At 58.4% G+C, this 15,304-nt stretch carries 16 protein-coding genes; 11 read left to right on the top strand and 5 right to left on the bottom strand.

Annotated elements, in window-relative coordinates:
* Positions 1–8: 8 nt before the first annotated feature.
* Positions 9–2,447, top strand: coding sequence for a Lon protease family protein (locus tag LAB08_RS26390; RefSeq protein WP_096515051.1), 2,439 nt, complete (start codon positions 9–11; stop codon positions 2,445–2,447).
* Positions 2,448–2,762: 315 nt separating this feature from the next.
* Positions 2,763–3,104, top strand: coding sequence for a PA4575 family protein (locus LAB08_RS26385; protein ID WP_047533476.1), 342 nt, complete (start codon positions 2,763–2,765; stop codon positions 3,102–3,104).
* Positions 3,105–3,110: 6 nt separating this feature from the next.
* Here the strand turns inward: LAB08_RS26385 and LAB08_RS26380 are convergent, their stop codons facing one another.
* Positions 3,111–4,940 (bottom strand): hypothetical protein, encoded by a 1,830-nt coding sequence (locus tag LAB08_RS26380; protein ID WP_096515053.1) that lies wholly within the window; start codon positions 4,938–4,940, stop codon positions 3,111–3,113.
* 158 nt (positions 4,941–5,098) lie between these two features.
* On the opposite strand from LAB08_RS26380, the gene LAB08_RS26375 reads away from it, so the two are divergent.
* The 3 genes from LAB08_RS26375 (at position 5,099) to bamJ (ending at position 6,725) form a co-directional block, all read left to right on the top strand.
* Positions 5,099–5,587, top strand: a complete 489-nt coding sequence (locus tag LAB08_RS26375) for a TIGR00645 family protein (protein ID WP_007990463.1) — start codon at positions 5,099–5,101, stop codon at positions 5,585–5,587.
* A gap of 90 nt (positions 5,588–5,677) precedes the next feature.
* Positions 5,678–5,986: a DUF6482 family protein gene (locus LAB08_RS26370; RefSeq protein ID WP_096515055.1), complete on the top strand. Its 309-nt coding sequence runs from the start codon at positions 5,678–5,680 to the stop codon at positions 5,984–5,986.
* Positions 5,987–6,107: 121 nt separating this feature from the next.
* The gene (gene bamJ / locus LAB08_RS26365; RefSeq protein WP_056855672.1) at positions 6,108–6,725 is read left to right on the top strand and encodes a BamJ family beta-barrel-assembly machinery protein; all 618 of its coding nucleotides are present in this window, start codon (positions 6,108–6,110) and stop codon (positions 6,723–6,725) included.
* A 134-nt stretch (positions 6,726–6,859) separates the two neighbouring features.
* On the opposite strand, the gene LAB08_RS26360 is transcribed toward bamJ, so the two are convergent.
* From LAB08_RS26360 to LAB08_RS26350, 3 genes are all read right to left on the bottom strand, one after another.
* Positions 6,860–7,117, bottom strand: coding sequence for a PA4570 family protein (locus LAB08_RS26360; RefSeq protein ID WP_096515057.1), 258 nt, complete (start codon positions 7,115–7,117; stop codon positions 6,860–6,862).
* Between the two features lie 176 nt (positions 7,118–7,293).
* On the bottom strand, positions 7,294–7,635 hold the full coding sequence (locus LAB08_RS26355) for a zinc ribbon domain-containing protein YjdM (protein WP_096515059.1): 342 nt from the start codon (positions 7,633–7,635) through the stop codon (positions 7,294–7,296).
* A gap of 193 nt (positions 7,636–7,828) precedes the next feature.
* Positions 7,829–8,797, bottom strand: a complete 969-nt coding sequence (locus LAB08_RS26350; RefSeq protein ID WP_096515060.1) for a polyprenyl synthetase family protein — start codon at positions 8,795–8,797, stop codon at positions 7,829–7,831.
* A gap of 238 nt (positions 8,798–9,035) precedes the next feature.
* Between LAB08_RS26350 and rplU the strand changes: the two genes are divergently transcribed.
* The 5 genes from rplU (at position 9,036) to LAB08_RS26325 (ending at position 12,847) form a co-directional block, all read left to right on the top strand.
* On the top strand, positions 9,036–9,350 hold the full coding sequence (rplU, locus tag LAB08_RS26345) for a 50S ribosomal protein L21 (RefSeq protein ID WP_007950961.1): 315 nt from the start codon (positions 9,036–9,038) through the stop codon (positions 9,348–9,350).
* A 35-nt stretch (positions 9,351–9,385) separates the two neighbouring features.
* A complete protein-coding gene (gene rpmA / locus LAB08_RS26340) occupies positions 9,386–9,643 on the top strand; it encodes a 50S ribosomal protein L27 (RefSeq protein WP_003281574.1) in 258 nt (85 codons plus the stop codon).
* A gap of 197 nt (positions 9,644–9,840) precedes the next feature.
* Positions 9,841–11,064, top strand: coding sequence for an Obg family GTPase CgtA (gene cgtA / locus LAB08_RS26335; protein ID WP_096515062.1), 1,224 nt, complete (start codon positions 9,841–9,843; stop codon positions 11,062–11,064).
* Between the two features lie 187 nt (positions 11,065–11,251).
* Positions 11,252–12,370, top strand: a complete 1,119-nt coding sequence (proB, locus tag LAB08_RS26330; protein WP_096515064.1) for a glutamate 5-kinase — start codon at positions 11,252–11,254, stop codon at positions 12,368–12,370.
* 12 nt (positions 12,371–12,382) lie between these two features.
* Positions 12,383–12,847, top strand: a complete 465-nt coding sequence (locus LAB08_RS26325; RefSeq protein ID WP_096515066.1) for a CreA family protein — start codon at positions 12,383–12,385, stop codon at positions 12,845–12,847.
* 186 nt (positions 12,848–13,033) lie between these two features.
* Here LAB08_RS26325 and rpsT read toward each other — a convergent pair whose 3' ends face one another.
* On the bottom strand, positions 13,034–13,312 hold the full coding sequence (gene rpsT, locus LAB08_RS26320; RefSeq protein ID WP_007970922.1) for a 30S ribosomal protein S20: 279 nt from the start codon (positions 13,310–13,312) through the stop codon (positions 13,034–13,036).
* Between the two features lie 388 nt (positions 13,313–13,700).
* On the opposite strand from rpsT, the gene murJ reads away from it, so the two are divergent.
* Entirely contained in the window at positions 13,701–15,239 is a 1,539-nt protein-coding gene (murJ, locus tag LAB08_RS26315) for a murein biosynthesis integral membrane protein MurJ (protein WP_096515068.1), read from the top strand.
* Positions 15,240–15,304 lie beyond the last annotated feature (65 nt).

The following is a 15,304-nucleotide window of genomic DNA, read 5'->3' as shown; positions in this document are numbered from 1 at the left end:
GAAGCCCGATGCCTGATCCTGTTGCTGCCAGCTTGCGTCTAGCGCCTGAAGCGCTGACCCGTCCGTTTTCCGCTGAACAGTTCAGCTTCTCTACCACCAATGATCTGGAGCCCTTTCGCGGTGTGCTTGGCCAGGAACGAGCGGTCGAAGCCTTGCAGTTCGGTGTGGCCATGCCACGCCCCGGTTACAACGTATTCGTCATGGGCGAGCCCGGCACCGGCCGGTTTTCGTTCGTCAAACGCTACCTGAAGGCCGAAGGCAAGCGCCTGCAGACCCCGGCGGACTGGGTCTACGTCAATAATTTCGATGAGCCACGCGAGCCGCGCGCACTGGAGCTGCCGTCAGGCACCGCCGGCGCCTTCATCGGTGACATCAACGGCTTGATCGATAACTTGCTGGCCACCTTTCCAGCCGTGTTCGAACACCCGTCCTACCAGCAGAAAAAAAGTGCCATCGACCGCGCCTTCAATCAGCGCTACGACAAGGCGCTGGACGTGATCGAGCGACTGGCCCTGGAGAAAGACGTCGCGCTCTACCGCGACAGCAGCAACATCGCATTTACCCCGATGCTCGAAGGCAAGGCACTGGATGAGGCGGAATTCGCCCAGTTACCGGAAGTCGATCGCGAGCGCTTCCACGAGGATATCTCCAACCTCGAAGAGCGCCTGAACGAAGAACTCGCCAGCCTGCCGCAATGGAAGCGTGAGTCGAGCAATCAACTGCGCCATCTCAACGAAGAAACCATCACACTGGCCTTGCAGCCATTGCTGTCGCCGTTGTCGGAGAAGTACGCCGAGAACGCGGCGGTCTGCGGCTACCTGCAAGCCATGCAGGTGTACTTGCTCAAAACCGTGGTCGAGCAACTGGTCGACGACAGCAAGACCGACGCCGTCGCTCGTAAATTGCTGGAAGAGCAATACGCGCCAAGCCTGGTCGTCGGTCATTCGGCCAGTGGCGGTGCGCCCGTGGTGTTCGAGCCGCACCCGACTTACGAAAACCTGTTCGGCCGCATTGAATACAGCACCGATCAGGGCGCGCTGTACACCACCTACCGCCAGCTGCGGCCGGGTGCGTTGCACCGGGCCAACGGCGGTTTCCTGATCCTTGAAGCGGAAAAAATGCTCAGCGAGCCGTTTGTGTGGGACGCGCTGAAGCGTGCCCTGCAATCGCGCAAGCTGAAAATGGAATCACCGCTGGGCGAGATGGGCCGCTTCGCCACGGTGACCCTGACCCCGCAGCACATTCCGTTGCAGGTCAAAGTCGTCATCATTGGTGCCCGTTCGCTCTACTACACGTTGCAGGACCTCGATCCGGACTTCCAGGAAATGTTCCGCGTCCTGGTGGATTTCGATGAAGACATCCCGATGGTCGATGAAAGCCTGGAGCAATTCGCCCAGTTGCTGAAAACCCGTACCTCCGAAGAGGGCATGGCGCCGCTGACCGCCGATGCAGTGGCGCGTCTGGCAACGTACAGCGCGCGTTTGGCCGAGCATCAGGGGCGGTTGTCGGCGCGGATCGGTGATCTGTTCCAACTGGTCAGCGAGGCGGATTTCATTCGTCACCTGGCCTCTGACGAAATGACCGACGCCGGTCACATCGAGCGGGCGCTCAAGGCCAAGGCCACCCGCACGGGGCGTGTGTCGGCGCGGATTCTCGATGACATGCTGGCGGGAATCATCCTGATCGATACCGATGGCGCCGCCGTCGGCAAGTGCAACGGCTTGACGGTGCTGGAGGTCGGCGATTCAGCCTTCGGGATACCGGCACGGATTTCCGCCACGGTGTACCCGGGCGGCAGCGGCATCGTCGACATCGAGCGTGAGGTCAACCTCGGTCAACCGATCCACTCCAAAGGCGTGATGATTCTGACCGGGTATCTGGGCAGCCGTTACGCGCAGGAATTCCCCTTGGCGATTTCCGCGAGCATCGCCCTGGAACAGTCCTATGGGTATGTGGATGGCGACAGTGCGTCACTGGGCGAGGCATGCACCTTGATTTCGGCCCTGTCGAAAACGCCGCTCAAACAGTGCTTTGCCATCACCGGCTCGATCAACCAGTTCGGTGAAGTGCAGGCGGTGGGCGGGGTCAACGAGAAGATCGAAGGTTTCTTCCGGCTCTGCGAGGCCCGTGGGCTGACCGGGGAGCAGGGGGCGATCATTCCGCACGCGAACGTGGCCACGCTGATGCTCGACGAGAAAGTGCTGGCCGCGGTGCGCGCGGGGCAATTCCATGTCTATGCGGTACGCCAGGCCGACGAGGCGCTGAGCCTGTTGGTCGGCGAACCGGCAGGCGAGCCCGACGAGAATGGCGAGTTCCCTGAAGGCAGCGTCAACGCGCGAGTGGTGGAGCGCTTGCGGGTCATCGCGGAAATGATCAGCGAAGATGACCTCAAGGAAGCGGAGAAAGAGATGGCGGTCGAGGCGCTGGTGGAGGCCAAGCCGGCTTGATATAGCTGCTCACCCCTCGATCCACTGTGGGAGCGAGCCGGCTCGCGAAATCGATCTGACAGTCACTGATTTTTTGGCTGACATGACGCTTTCGCGAGCCGGCTCGCTCCCACATTTTTATCTGGTTTGAATTCAAAAAGTGCCATCACTCTGGCGTCAATATTCACACAATGACCATTCGGCGCCTTCTGGTCTCACCTGGCGTGCCAGTCAAACTTTTCCTCTATTATCAGCACAAGGATATGGACAGTAATCACTGGATCGAGACAGCCTTTGCGTAAAGGCTGAATACCGGATCTACCGAGGGTCGCCGCCATGTCGCGCAACCTCTGCCTCACCCGTCAATGTCTGGGTCTTGTGACCCGTATCGAATGCGCCATCAAACCCCTGGCTGGCGATACGGGCATGTGGACCTTACTGTTCGCCGCCGGAATGGCCGGTGAGCAACCTTCAGCCATCAAAGCCCAAGGCCCGTTTCATGGCCCTTTCGTGGCTGAGTCCATCCTCGACACCATTGTTGAAAGCCTGACCCTGCACGGTTACGAGCTGGCCGACGATCCGCAAATCTGGTGCCTGCATCTGCAAGCCCAGCTGCGGGAAATCAATGGTGGCCGTTGCCGCAGCGTGGGTGGCTTCGAGTTCCGTCCAGAGCATTGATTCGCGCTATTGGGCCAGCTTGGACATGTCAGCCTTGTCGAGTTTGACCTCGTAACCGTATTGCACGGTGGCGAGGTCGGTTCGCTGATAGGTTTCCAGGCGTGTGGGTTGCCCATAGAAGTAGTGCACGGCAAACAGCCCGGGGCCTTCCGGGCTCGCATCGTGGTTGACCGCAAGAATTTCCTTGAGGTAGTGACCGCTGTCGTCCTTGGCGTAAAACCGCCAATCCTGCTCGGGAAACACCTTCAGATCCACCACCAGTGCGTTGTCCTTGAGATCCAGGCCTTTGGGCAGTTGGTGGGCGTCGATGCTCTGTTTGTCGACGGTGGCCAGGAACAGCGGTATGGAGCCCACCACGTACGCCGGTGTTTCCGGAAACAGATTCAAGTCGTAGGTGATGGTGCCGCGCAGGGGATCGACCTGATACGCCTCCGGCGGCAGTTCGATCGGCTCGTAACGTTTGCCCTTGCTGTCCTCGGTGAAGAAGCTGACCGGGCTTTCACCTGGATTGAAGGAGGTGCCGAGCAGTTCGTCATTGAAGCTTCTGAGGTGAGTGAATTCGACTCGCGCAGCGCTCGGGTCCTCCACCGATTGGCTGATGCTGACAGCCTTTTTCAGTTGATCCTCGGTCAACGTCGCACCCTTGAGCCAGTTCGGCGCCTGGTCGTCATACACCACCACTGGCAGGTTCAGGGGCTGGATGTTCTTCTGTGTGGTGTGGCGGTCGAAACGACGGATCGGCAGGTTCAGGTCCTTGCGGGTGACCGTGACGGCTGAAAAGTCCAGCAGGCTGACTTCGAGGGTGTCGATCGGTCCGTTGAAATACACCTTCGAATACCGGTGGGATTGTTGCTTCTCGAAGGTGCGCTGTTCTTCATCGAGCTGTTTTTCAAACTCCTCGCTCCAGGCCTTTTGTTGCTGCATTTTTGCCAGCTGCCGCTGATAGAAGGCAATCTGCGCAGCCGTTTCGTTGATCGAGCCTGAACGCGAGAGAAATTGCCCGGTGGCGTCCCGGGCCTGGACGATCAGCGGATTCAGGGGTGTTTCCCCGATCTCCGGAGCCTGCGGTGCGCTGTTGTTGAATTCGATTTCCGCGTAGTTATTGCCCAGTTTCAGCAGGGTGACGCTGAGGTTGTCGTTCGTGCGAGTCTGGCCGACATCCTTTTTTGTCAGGTCGAAGCTGTAGAGCCGGCGCGGCGCAATGACTTCCACCTTGCCTTGCAGGCTGACCGGTTGCGGCTGCTTCTTGATGTCGACATCGAGGCCTTCGATGAACGGGTAGGCCACGGTCAGGTCATCGGGATTGGTCAGGTTGGAGCTCGAAGGGCTCAGCTGGATACCGGGATCGGTTTCCGACCATTCCGGCTGGAAGGCAATGATGCGTTTATTGCTCAGGGTGACCGACTGCCATTCCAGCCCATGGGGAAAAAGAAACGCGGCCGGCGTGCTGAAGTTGAAGGGAAACACCGGTTGCAGGTCGGTCAGGTAGTCGGAACTGGAGTCCTTGTGCAGCACGAACAGGCCGTTGATGTAGGTGTCGACCAGGGCTTGTGGCGAGGGGTAGTGCTTGAGAATGGCGAGGGCGTCTTCACCGTATTCGGTCACCACCGGTTTGCTGTCGAGCTTGAGTTGCGCCCGTTCGAGCAGTAACAGCGAGCCACCGAGTTCGGCCACGGCATCCTTGAGCTTCGGGTCCGCAATGGCATCCAGCGATTTTTCGAACTGCGCCGTTTTCTCCTCAAGGCTGACCTCGCGCTTCTCGTCGCTGGGTGAGCAAGCGCTCATCAGCAGAGCCAGGCAGATTCCGGCACTGGTTAAAGGCAAACGCAGATCCATTTCCAGTTTTCCTGTCCGATATCACTGAGCTGTCAATGGTTTGGACACTAGCAGAAAAACTTTGACACACACGCGCAGGTGGCGGATTTCCCGACGGTTTCTGGGGGCAACAGGCGGCTGTTATACTCGCGGCCATTTTCAAACACGTGTGAGATTCAATGGAACGCTTTATCGAAAACACAATGTACGCCTCCCGCTGGCTGCTGGCGCCTATCTACTTCGGCCTGTCCCTTGGGCTGCTGGCCTTGGCACTGAAGTTCTTCCAGGAAGTCTTCCACGTCATCCCCAATGTCTTTTCTATGGCCGAATCGGACCTGATCCTGGTGTTGCTGTCGTTGATCGACATGGCGCTGGTGGGTGGTTTGCTGGTGATGGTAATGATCTCCGGTTACGAAAACTTCGTTTCCCAACTGGACATCGACGACAGCAAGGAAAAGCTCAACTGGCTGGGCACCATGGACTCGTCTTCCCTGAAGATGAAGGTGGCGGCTTCCATCGTGGCGATTTCCTCCATCCATTTGCTTCGAATCTTCATGGACGCCAAGAACGTCGATCCGGAGCACCTGCAGTGGTACGTGATCATTCACATGACGTTCGTAGTGTCGGCGTTCGCCATGGGTTACCTGGATAAAGTGACCAAGCACTGAAACAGACAGACGGTGGCGTTTGTGGCTTGTACTTTGATGCGGCGAGGCATATCCCTGTAAAGGTAATGGCTCGCCGCATGAGGTGCGTTCATGAACCTGCAAGAGTTGAATGCTTATGCCGTCGCCGGAAAGGTCGATGAGCTGAATCTGATCTCGATGGAAGGCGGGATCTACCTGCTGGAGGCGCGGATGCATGGCGCAGCCTATCCTTTGAGCGACACTCACGGCCACATGATGCACCTGCGTTCCGTGGAGCATGCCCGCGATGTGCTGCGCTCCTTTCCCAGGTTGAACTTCAACCTTGTGCATCATCTGGTGCATGACGAGATGTGCGGGCTCGGTGGTATCGATGAAAGTCTGAAGGTGCCGATCGATCAGCGTTCCACACCGCAGCGCTGACGGCTCTGATCAACACGATGGCATCTGTGCTAGTCTGCTGGCCCTTTTGGTTCCGGGCGTTCCGGGACGCGCTGTGCGTGCACGGCAAGTTCCCGGGCCGTCCGCACAGCGGAGCAGTGTCATGTCCGAAGTAAATCTGTCCACCGACGAAACCCGCGTCAGCTACGGTATTGGCCGTCAGTTGGGCGACCAACTGCGCGACAACCCGCCACCTGGCGTTAGCCTGGACGCGATCCTGGCAGGCTTGACCGACGCATTCGCAGGTCTGCCAAGCCGCGTTGGCCAGGAAGAAATGTCCGCCAGCTTCAAGGTGATCCGCGAAATCATGCAGGCCGAAGCGGCCGCCAAGGCTGAAGCGGCCGCTGGCGAAGGCCTGGCCTTCCTGGCTGAAAACGCCAAGCGTGACGGCATCACCACCCTGGCGTCCGGCCTGCAGTTCGAAGTACTGACTGCCGGTGAAGGCGCCAAGCCATCCCGTGAAGACACCGTGCGTACTCACTACCACGGCACCCTGATCGACGGCACTGTGTTCGACAGCTCCTACGAGCGCGGCCAGCCTGCGGAATTCCCGGTTGGCGGCGTGATCGCCGGCTGGACCGAAGCCCTGCAACTGATGAATGCCGGCAGCAAATGGCGCCTGTACGTGCCGAGCGAACTGGCTTACGGCGCTCAAGGCGTTGGCAGCATCCCGCCGCACAGCGTTCTGGTATTCGACGTCGAGCTGCTCGACGTTCTGTAATACCCAGCCCTATATCACATCGGGCCAATGTGGGAGCGAGCCTGCTCGCGAAGACGGAATGTCAGTCAGCATTAATGTTGAATGTCAGGCCGCTTTCGCGAGAAGGTTCGCTCCCACAGTTTTTGCGGTGCTCTTCATATTTCGATCTTGTGATGCAGCTCACTGGTCGGGCGCAGCGCCCGGGCATAGCAGAACAGAAACAGATTTCTCACCACCTCCTTGAGCACCACTGGCTCGCTGGAACTCAAGCCATTGAGATCCAGGTCACCCTGATCCTGCAGTTCACTCAGCGCTTCCTCTTCAAGCACTGCACAGACTTCCCCGGTTTCCCGGTGGAGGATTCTCAGGTAAGGGTGTGGGCGGTCCAGCCAGGCATCGATCAAATAAGTCATGTCTCATCTCCATTGAATGGGTTTCAATGAGAATAATTCTTATTCATCAAATAGCAAGGGCCTATTGGCCGATTGTGGCTATTTCCGGGTAAGGATTGCGCTGGGTCAAAACGGCTGGCGTTTAGGGGAGGGCGAAGCGCCATCCCACGACGGGCGCGGGATGGGATACAGCAAAATCAGACTTTTCTGACAAACTCGGATTTGAGTTTCATCGGGCCGATACCATCGATCTTGCAGTCGATGTCGTGATCGCCATCGCACAGGCGGATATTCTTGACCTTGGTGCCGACCTTGACCACCAGTGACGTGCCTTTGACCTTGAGGTCCTTGATCACGGTGATGGTGTCGCCGTCCTGCAGGACGTTGCCGACCGAATCCTTTTTCACCGCGTCATTGGACACCGCTTCGGCTTCGCCGCTGGCGGACCATTCGTGAGCGCACTCGGGGCAGATCAGCTGCGCGCCATCTTCGTAGGTGTACTCGGAATTGCATTTCGGGCAGGGTGGCAATGTGCTCACTAAGGCTCCTTGGATTCAGGATCGCTAAAAAGCGCACATTGTATAGGGTTTTAGGCGGCTGGGGGGGAGTGCCTGAAAACCTGTAGGAGCGAGCCTGCTCGCGAAGAACTCAAGGACACCGCGTTTATCCTGGATACCCGCGTTGTCGTTAACGTCCATCGCGAGCAGGCTCGCTCCTACAGAACAGCGGCAATCAGTGCGTGCGGGCGACCGCAAACTCGCTCAATTCGACCAGCGCATCGCGATACTCGCTGGCGGGCAACGCTTCAAGGCACTTGATCGCACGGGCCACGTAATCGCGGGCGAGTTGTGCGGTGTATTCCAGCGAGCCAGAGGCTTCGACGGCTGCACGGATGCTTTCCAGGTCTTCGATGCCGCCTTTCTGGATCGCTTTGCGCACCAGGGCTGCCTGCTCCGGCGTGCCTTCGCGCATGGTGTAGATCAGCGGCAGGGTCGGCTTGCCTTCGGCCAGATCGTCACCGACGTTCTTGCCCAGGGTTTCGGCGTCGCCTTTGTAGTCGAGCAGATCGTCGACCAGTTGGAACGCCACGCCCAGGTGATCACCGAAGGTGCGCAGCGCTTCGCTCTGTTCGGATGTTGCACCGGCCAGGGCCGCGGCGCTGTGGGTCGAGGCTTCGAAGAGCATCGCGGTCTTGCCGCGGATGACTTCCATATAGGTTTCTTCGGTGGTGCTGGCGTCACGGACCTTCGACAGCTGCAACACTTCGCCTTCGGCGATAATGCGCGTGGCTTGCGAAAGAATTTTCATCACCGGCATGGAGCCCAGTTCGACCATCATTTCGAAGGAGCGCGAATACAGGAAGTCGCCCACCAGCACGCTTGGCGCATTGCCCCACATGGCGTTGGCGGTCGAGCGGCCACGGCGCATGCCGGACATGTCGACCACGTCGTCGTGCAGCAGGGTCGCGGTGTGCAGGAATTCAATGGTTGCGGCCAGCAGGCGCAGGTCATCGCCTTCGCGGCCCAGGGCCTTGCCACACAGCAACACTAATAAAGGTCGAAGGCGTTTGCCGCCGGCCGAGGTGATGTAGTCACCGATTTTCGATACCAACGGCACTCGGGAAGTCAGCTGCTTCTTGATGATGCCGTCGACGGCGCTAAAATCGTCCGCGACCGCGCGGTAGAAAGCTTGGGGTTGCATCAGCGACAGTCGCTCCAGAAGGGTTGCGCGGCATGCTAGGACCCACGTCCGGGCCTGTCAAGGCGCGATGGACGGCCTATTGCAAGGCGCTCGTGCCTTGCGTACAATCGCGCACCCTGAACTTCCTGGGCAGCACCTGCCTTACGCAATTGCAAGCGGCCTCCAGCCAAATGCAGCCATGCCAGCCAATACCTCTTCTTATAAAGAGCTGGGTGAGCAGGATTATCGGAGAAATACCATGTCTTATGCAGTAATCGTTACTGGCGGCAAGCAGTACAAAGTCGCCCCAGGTGAATACCTGAAGATCGAAAAACTGGAAGTCGCTACCGGCGAATCCGTTACCTTTGATCGCGTTCTGTTGGTTGCCAATGGCGACGACGTGAATATCGGCGCTCCAGTTGTTGCTGGCGCTACCGTTGTGGCTGAAGTGATCTCCCAAGGTCGTCACGATAAAGTCCGCATCATCAAGTTCCGTCGCCGTAAGCACCACATGAAGCGTATGGGCCACCGCCAGTGGTACACCGAGATCAAAATCACCGGTATTCAGGCTTAATTTCAGCCTAATTCCTCACTAGGAGAATTGAACTCATGGCACACAAAAAAGCTGGTGGTAGTACCCGTAACGGTCGCGACTCAGAAGCCAAACGCCTTGGCGTGAAGATGTATGGCGGCCAGGCTATCAAAGCAGGCAACATCATCGTGCGTCAGCGCGGCACCCAATTCCACGCTGGCTACGGCGTTGGCATGGGTAAAGATCACACCCTCTTCGCTAAAGTCGAAGGCGTGATCAAGTTCGAAGTAAAAGGCGCCTTCGGTCGTCGTTACGTGAGCGTAGTCGCGGCTTAATTGCGCGATCGCTGGAAAAGCCCTGTCTCGCGACGGGGCTTTTTCGTTTGTGGGGTGAGTCTCTTGCAAAACTGTTTGTATGGGCTGTCGGCGCGCTGGACTGTGCGGTCGTTGATTGAGGTCGCTGCGCTCATTTTTGCAAGAGTCTTATGTCTTAGTGTTTTTCGGCTCGTCCGTATGGCGAGAGGCGTTGTGTAATGAAGTTTGTTGACGAAGTATCGATTCGAGTAAAGGCCGGTGACGGCGGCAACGGTTGCATGAGCTTCCGTCGCGAAAAATTCATCGAGAACGGCGGTCCTAACGGTGGTGACGGTGGTGATGGCGGTTCCATCTACATGATGGCCGACGAAAACCTCAACACCCTGGTCGACTACCGTTACACCCGGCACTTTGATGCCGAGCGTGGCTCCAACGGCGGCAGCACTGACTGCACCGGCAAGAAGGGCGAGGATCTGGTCCTGCGTGTGCCTGTGGGCACTACGGTGATCGACTCGGCCACTCAGGAAGTGATCGGCGACCTGACCAAGGCCGGCCAGAAGCTGCTGGTTGCCCATGGCGGCTGGCACGGTCTGGGCAACACCCGTTTCAAATCCAGTACCAACCGTGCGCCACGCCAGACCACGCCGGGCAAGCCGGGCGAGCAGCGTGACCTCAAGCTGGAAATGAAAGTGCTGGCGGACGTGGGCCTGCTGGGCTTGCCGAACGCCGGTAAAAGTACCTTTATCCGTTCGGTGTCGGCCGCCAAGCCGAAAGTCGCCGACTATCCGTTCACCACCCTGGTGCCAAACCTGGGTGTGGTCAGCGTCGATCGCTGGAAAAGCTTCGTGGTCGCGGACATTCCGGGTCTGATCGAAGGCGCTTCCGATGGTGCGGGCCTGGGGATTCGCTTCCTCAAGCACTTGTCGCGTACGCGCCTGCTGCTGCATCTCGTGGACATGGCGCCACTGGATGACACCAGTGCGCCGGATGCGGCTGAAGTCATCGTCAGCGAGCTGACCAAATTCAGTCCGTCCCTGGCTGAGCGTGATCGCTGGTTGATCCTGAACAAGTGCGACCAGATCCTCGACGAAGAGCACGATGCCCGCGTCAAGGAGATCGTTGATCGTCTGGAGTGGACCGGCCCGGTTTATGTGATCTCGGCCATTGCCAAGCAGAACACCGAGCGTCTGTGCCACGACATCATGCGTTACCTGGAAGATCGTGCCGATCGCCTGGCTAACGACCCGGCCTACAAGGAAGAGTTGGCTGAACTCGATCAGCGCATCGAAGATGAAGCCCGTGCGCAATTGCAGGCGCTGGACGACCAGCGTGCCCTGCGTCGCAGCGGCGTGAAGTCGGTCCACGACATCGGCGACGATGATTGGGATGAAGAAGATGTGGATGACGAAGACGGTCCGGAAATCATTTACGTGCGCGACTGATTCGGTAGGAGCGTGGCTTGCCCGCGAAGGCGGTCTATCTGTCTGATCGCGGTGTTATCATCGCTGGCAGGCCGGCACTTTAAGCGCCGCTCAATCGAGCGGCGTTTTGGTATCTGGAAATCGGAACTCACGAATAACGTCACGGGCAGCGCTGGGTCGCGCTGTCCTCAAGCTAAGGTTGAAGATGATGCGGAGCAAGGTGACAGGTGCGCAGCGTTGGGTCGTGAAAATCGGCAGCGCTTTGCTGACGGCGGACGGCAAAGGCCTGGATCGCGCAGCAATGGGTGTCTGGGTAGAGCAGATGGTGGCTCTGCATGAGGCGGGTGTCGAGCTGGTGCTGGTGTCCTCCGGGGCGGTAGCGGCCGGTATGAGCCGTCTGGGCTGGACTGCCCGACCCAGTGCGATGCACGAGCTCCAGGCCGCGGCTGCAATCGGTCAGATGGGCTTGGTGCAGGCCTGGGAGTCAAGCTTTGCCGAGCATGGCCGGCACACCGCGCAGATTCTGCTGACCCATGATGACCTGTCAGACCGCAAGCGCTACCTGAATGCCCGCAGCACCTTGCGCGCGCTGGTCGAGCTGAAGGTCATTCCGGTGATCAACGAGAATGACACCGTGGTCACCGACGAAATCCGTTTCGGCGACAACGATACCCTGGCGGCGCTGGTGGCCAACCTGGTCGAGGCTGATTTGCTGGTGATCCTGACGGATCGCGATGGCATGTTCGACGCCGATCCGCGCAACAATCCCGATGCCCAGTTGATTTACGAAGCGCGTGCCGATGATCCGGCGCTTGATGCGGTGGCGGGTGGTACCGGTGGTGCATTGGGGCGTGGTGGCATGCAGACCAAATTGCGCGCTGCGCGCCTGGCGGCGCGTTCCGGGGCGCATACGATCATCGTGGGTGGGCGCATTGAGCGTGTATTGGATCGCCTCAAGGCAGGTGAGCGTATCGGCACCTTGCTCTCGCCTGAGCGCGGCATGTTGGCGGCGCGTAAGCAGTGGTTGGCCGGGCATCTGCAAACCCGCGGCACCCTGGTATTGGATGCGGGGGCGGTGACGGCATTGTCCCAAGGCAACAAGAGTTTGCTGCCGGTTGGGGTCAAATTGGTGCAGGGCAGCTTCCGTCGCGGTGAGATGGTGGTCTGCGTCGCGCCGGACGGTCGAGAAATTGCTCGTGGCCTGGCCAACTACAGTGCTCTTGAGGCGCAAAAAATCATCGGTCAGTCGTCTGATGCGATAGTCGGTTTGTTGGGTTATATGGCGGAGCCAGAGCTGGTTCATCGCGATAATCTGATTCTGGTCTGAGGGAATACCTGAATGCGTGTGGCAAAAGGATTGTTGGGGCTGCTGCTGGCGATGCCGCTGCTGGCTTCGGCCGAGGAAATTGGCCAGGTGTCGACGGTGTTCAAGTTCGTCGGCCCGAACGACCGGATTGTTGTCGAGGCGTTTGATGATCCGAAGGTCGCCGGTGTGACCTGCTATCTGTCACGTGCCAAGACCGGTGGCGTGAAGGGTGGTTTGGGGTTGGCTGAAGATCGCGCCGAGGCTTCAATTGCCTGTCGCCAGGTCGGGCCGATCAGCTTCAAGGGTGAGCTCAAGGATGGCGAGGAGGTGTTCAAGGAGCGCACCTCGCTGGTATTCAAGACCATGCAGGTCGTGCGCTTTCTCGACAAGAAGCGCAATACGCTGGTTTATCTGGTCTACAGCGATCGCTTGATCGAAGGCAGTCCGCAGAATGCGGTGACGGCGATTCCGATTTTGCCGTGGGCGCCCGTCCAGTAATAACGACGCAAAACCAATTGTAGGGGTGAGCCTGCTCGCGATAGCGGTGTATCAGTCAGTTTTGATCTCGACGGGTACACCGCCATCGCGAGCAGGGTCACTCCTACATTTTTTTTGCGTCGCGTTCGCCATATCGCAGGCAATAAAAAACCGACCCTGAGGTCGGTTTTTTAATGAGCGTGTCGCTTAGGCAGCAGCGGCAACGTTCAGGGCCTTGACGTGGCCATTCAGGCGGCTCTTATGACGAGCGGCCTTGTTCTTGTGGATGATGCCTTTATCGGCCATACGGTCGATAACTGGCACAGCCAGAACGTAAGCAGCTTGAGCTTTAGCAGCGTCTTTTGCGTCGATGGCCTTAACTACGTTCTTGATGTAGGTACGGACCATGGAACGCAGGCTGGCGTTGTGGCTGCGACGCTTCTCAGCCTGTTTTGCACGTTTTTTGGCGGAAGGTGAGTTGGCCACCGTCGAGCTCCTCGAAAGACTTTTTAGGAAATAGCAAACAAAATAGGCCGCGAATCATGCCGATGAGTTGAAGTCTTGTCAAGGGCGGAGGAAACGTTCCGCTAAGTGGTCGGCCCCGACCCCATGAAAACTACTGCGCTCGGCAATACAGCGTTGAAAGCAGGCTCGAAATGCTCATTGACGTTCGTCAACTCCGCTTTCTCGCCTGCTTTCGCCTTGTCTTGCCTTCGCTCGTCACGTTTTCATGAGGTCGTCTGCGCGGGATATTTCTTTCCGGCGTGTGACCTGTAAACTCGCGAGCTTTGGCTCTGTGCTGTTGCGGCGCGGAGTATCGCACAAGTAGGCGCGTAGTTCGCCTGCTGTTTATCGACAGGCACAAACTCTTTCAATGAATCTGCTCAAATCGTTGGCCGCCGTCAGCTCTATCACAATGCTTTCCCGGATTCTGGGATTCGTTCGTGACACCCTCATTGCGCGCACATTCGGTGCGGGAATGGCGACCGACGCCTTCTTTATCGCCTTTAAACTGCCCAACCTGTTGCGGCGCATCTTCGCCGAAGGGGCGTTTTCCCAGGCATTCGTGCCGATTCTTGCCGAGTACAAAACCCAGAAGGGTGAAGAGGCTACAAAAACATTTATTGCCTACGTTTCGGGTCTGTTGACGCTGGTGCTGGCGCTGGTCACGGCGTTGGGCATGATTGCCGCGCCATGGGTCATTTGGGTGACTGCACCGGGTTTCGTCGATTCCCCGGAAAAGTTCGAGCTGACCGCCAGCCTGTTGCGGGTGACCTTTCCCTATATTTTGTTGATTTCCCTGTCTTCATTGGCCGGCGCGATCCTTAACACGTGGAACCGCTTTTCGGTACCAGCCTTCGTGCCAACGCTGCTTAACGTCAGCATGATCGTCTTCGCGGTGTTCCTGACGCCGTATTTCCATCCGCCGGTGATGGCACTGGGCTGGGCGGTACTGGTCGGCGGCCTGGCGCAGTTGCTCTATCAGCTGCCCCACCTGAAAAAGATCGGCATGCTGGTGCTGCCGCGCCTGAACCTGCGCGACAGCGGCGTGTGGCGAGTGATGAAGCAGATGCTGCCAGCGATTCTCGGGGTATCGGTCAGTCAGATTTCGCTGATCATCAATACCATCTTCGCCTCGTTCCTGGTGGCCGGCTCCGTATCCTGGATGTACTACGCCGACCGCTTGATGGAGTTGCCGTCCGGCGTACTGGGCGTGGCGTTGGGAACGATCCTGCTGCCGACCCTGGCCAAGACCTACGCCAATAAGGATCGCCTCGAATATTCGCGCATCCTCGATTGGGGCCTGCGCCTGTGCTTCATGCTGGTATTGCCGTGCTCCCTGGCATTGGGGATTCTGGCCGAGCCACTGACGGTTTCACTGTTCCAGTACGGTCAATTCAATGCATTTGATGCTGCCATGACCCAGCGGGCGCTGATCGCCTATTCGGTCGGGCTGCTCGGGATTATTGTGATTAAAGTGCTGGCTCCTGGCTTTTATGCGCAACAAAACATCCGCACCCCGGTAAAAATTGCGATTTTTACCCTCATCGTCACGCAATTGTTCAACCTGGTGCTGATCGGTCCGCTGGCCCACGCCGGCCTGGCACTCGCCATCAGTGCCGGGGCCTGTCTGAATGCCGGGCTGCTCTTTTATCAGTTGCGCAAGCAGCAGATGTACCAGCCACAGCCGGGTTGGGCGAAGTTTGGCTTCAAACTGGTGGTCGCGGTTTCTGTGATGTCTGGCGTGCTGCTGGCCGGGATGCACTTTATGCCAGCCTGGGGTGAGGGGCAGATGCTTGAGCGCTTCCTGCGCCTGGGCGCCTTGGTGGTGGCGGGTGTGGTGGCCTATTTCGGCATGTTAGTGTTGATGGGTTTCCGTTTGCGCGATTTCAATCGCAAAGCGCTGGGCTAAGAGAAAACCTCGAAAAACATGGGCGGGCCGGCATTTTTGTCGGCTCGATGACTTTGGAATACGGT

Origin of the sequence: Pseudomonas izuensis (genome assembly GCF_002356535.2) — a bacterium.
GTDB classification, from domain to species: domain Bacteria; phylum Pseudomonadota; class Gammaproteobacteria; order Pseudomonadales; family Pseudomonadaceae; genus Aquipseudomonas; species Aquipseudomonas izuensis.
The sequence above is the reverse complement of the archived record's forward strand: the minus strand, read 5'-3'. Positions and strand labels throughout refer to the sequence as shown.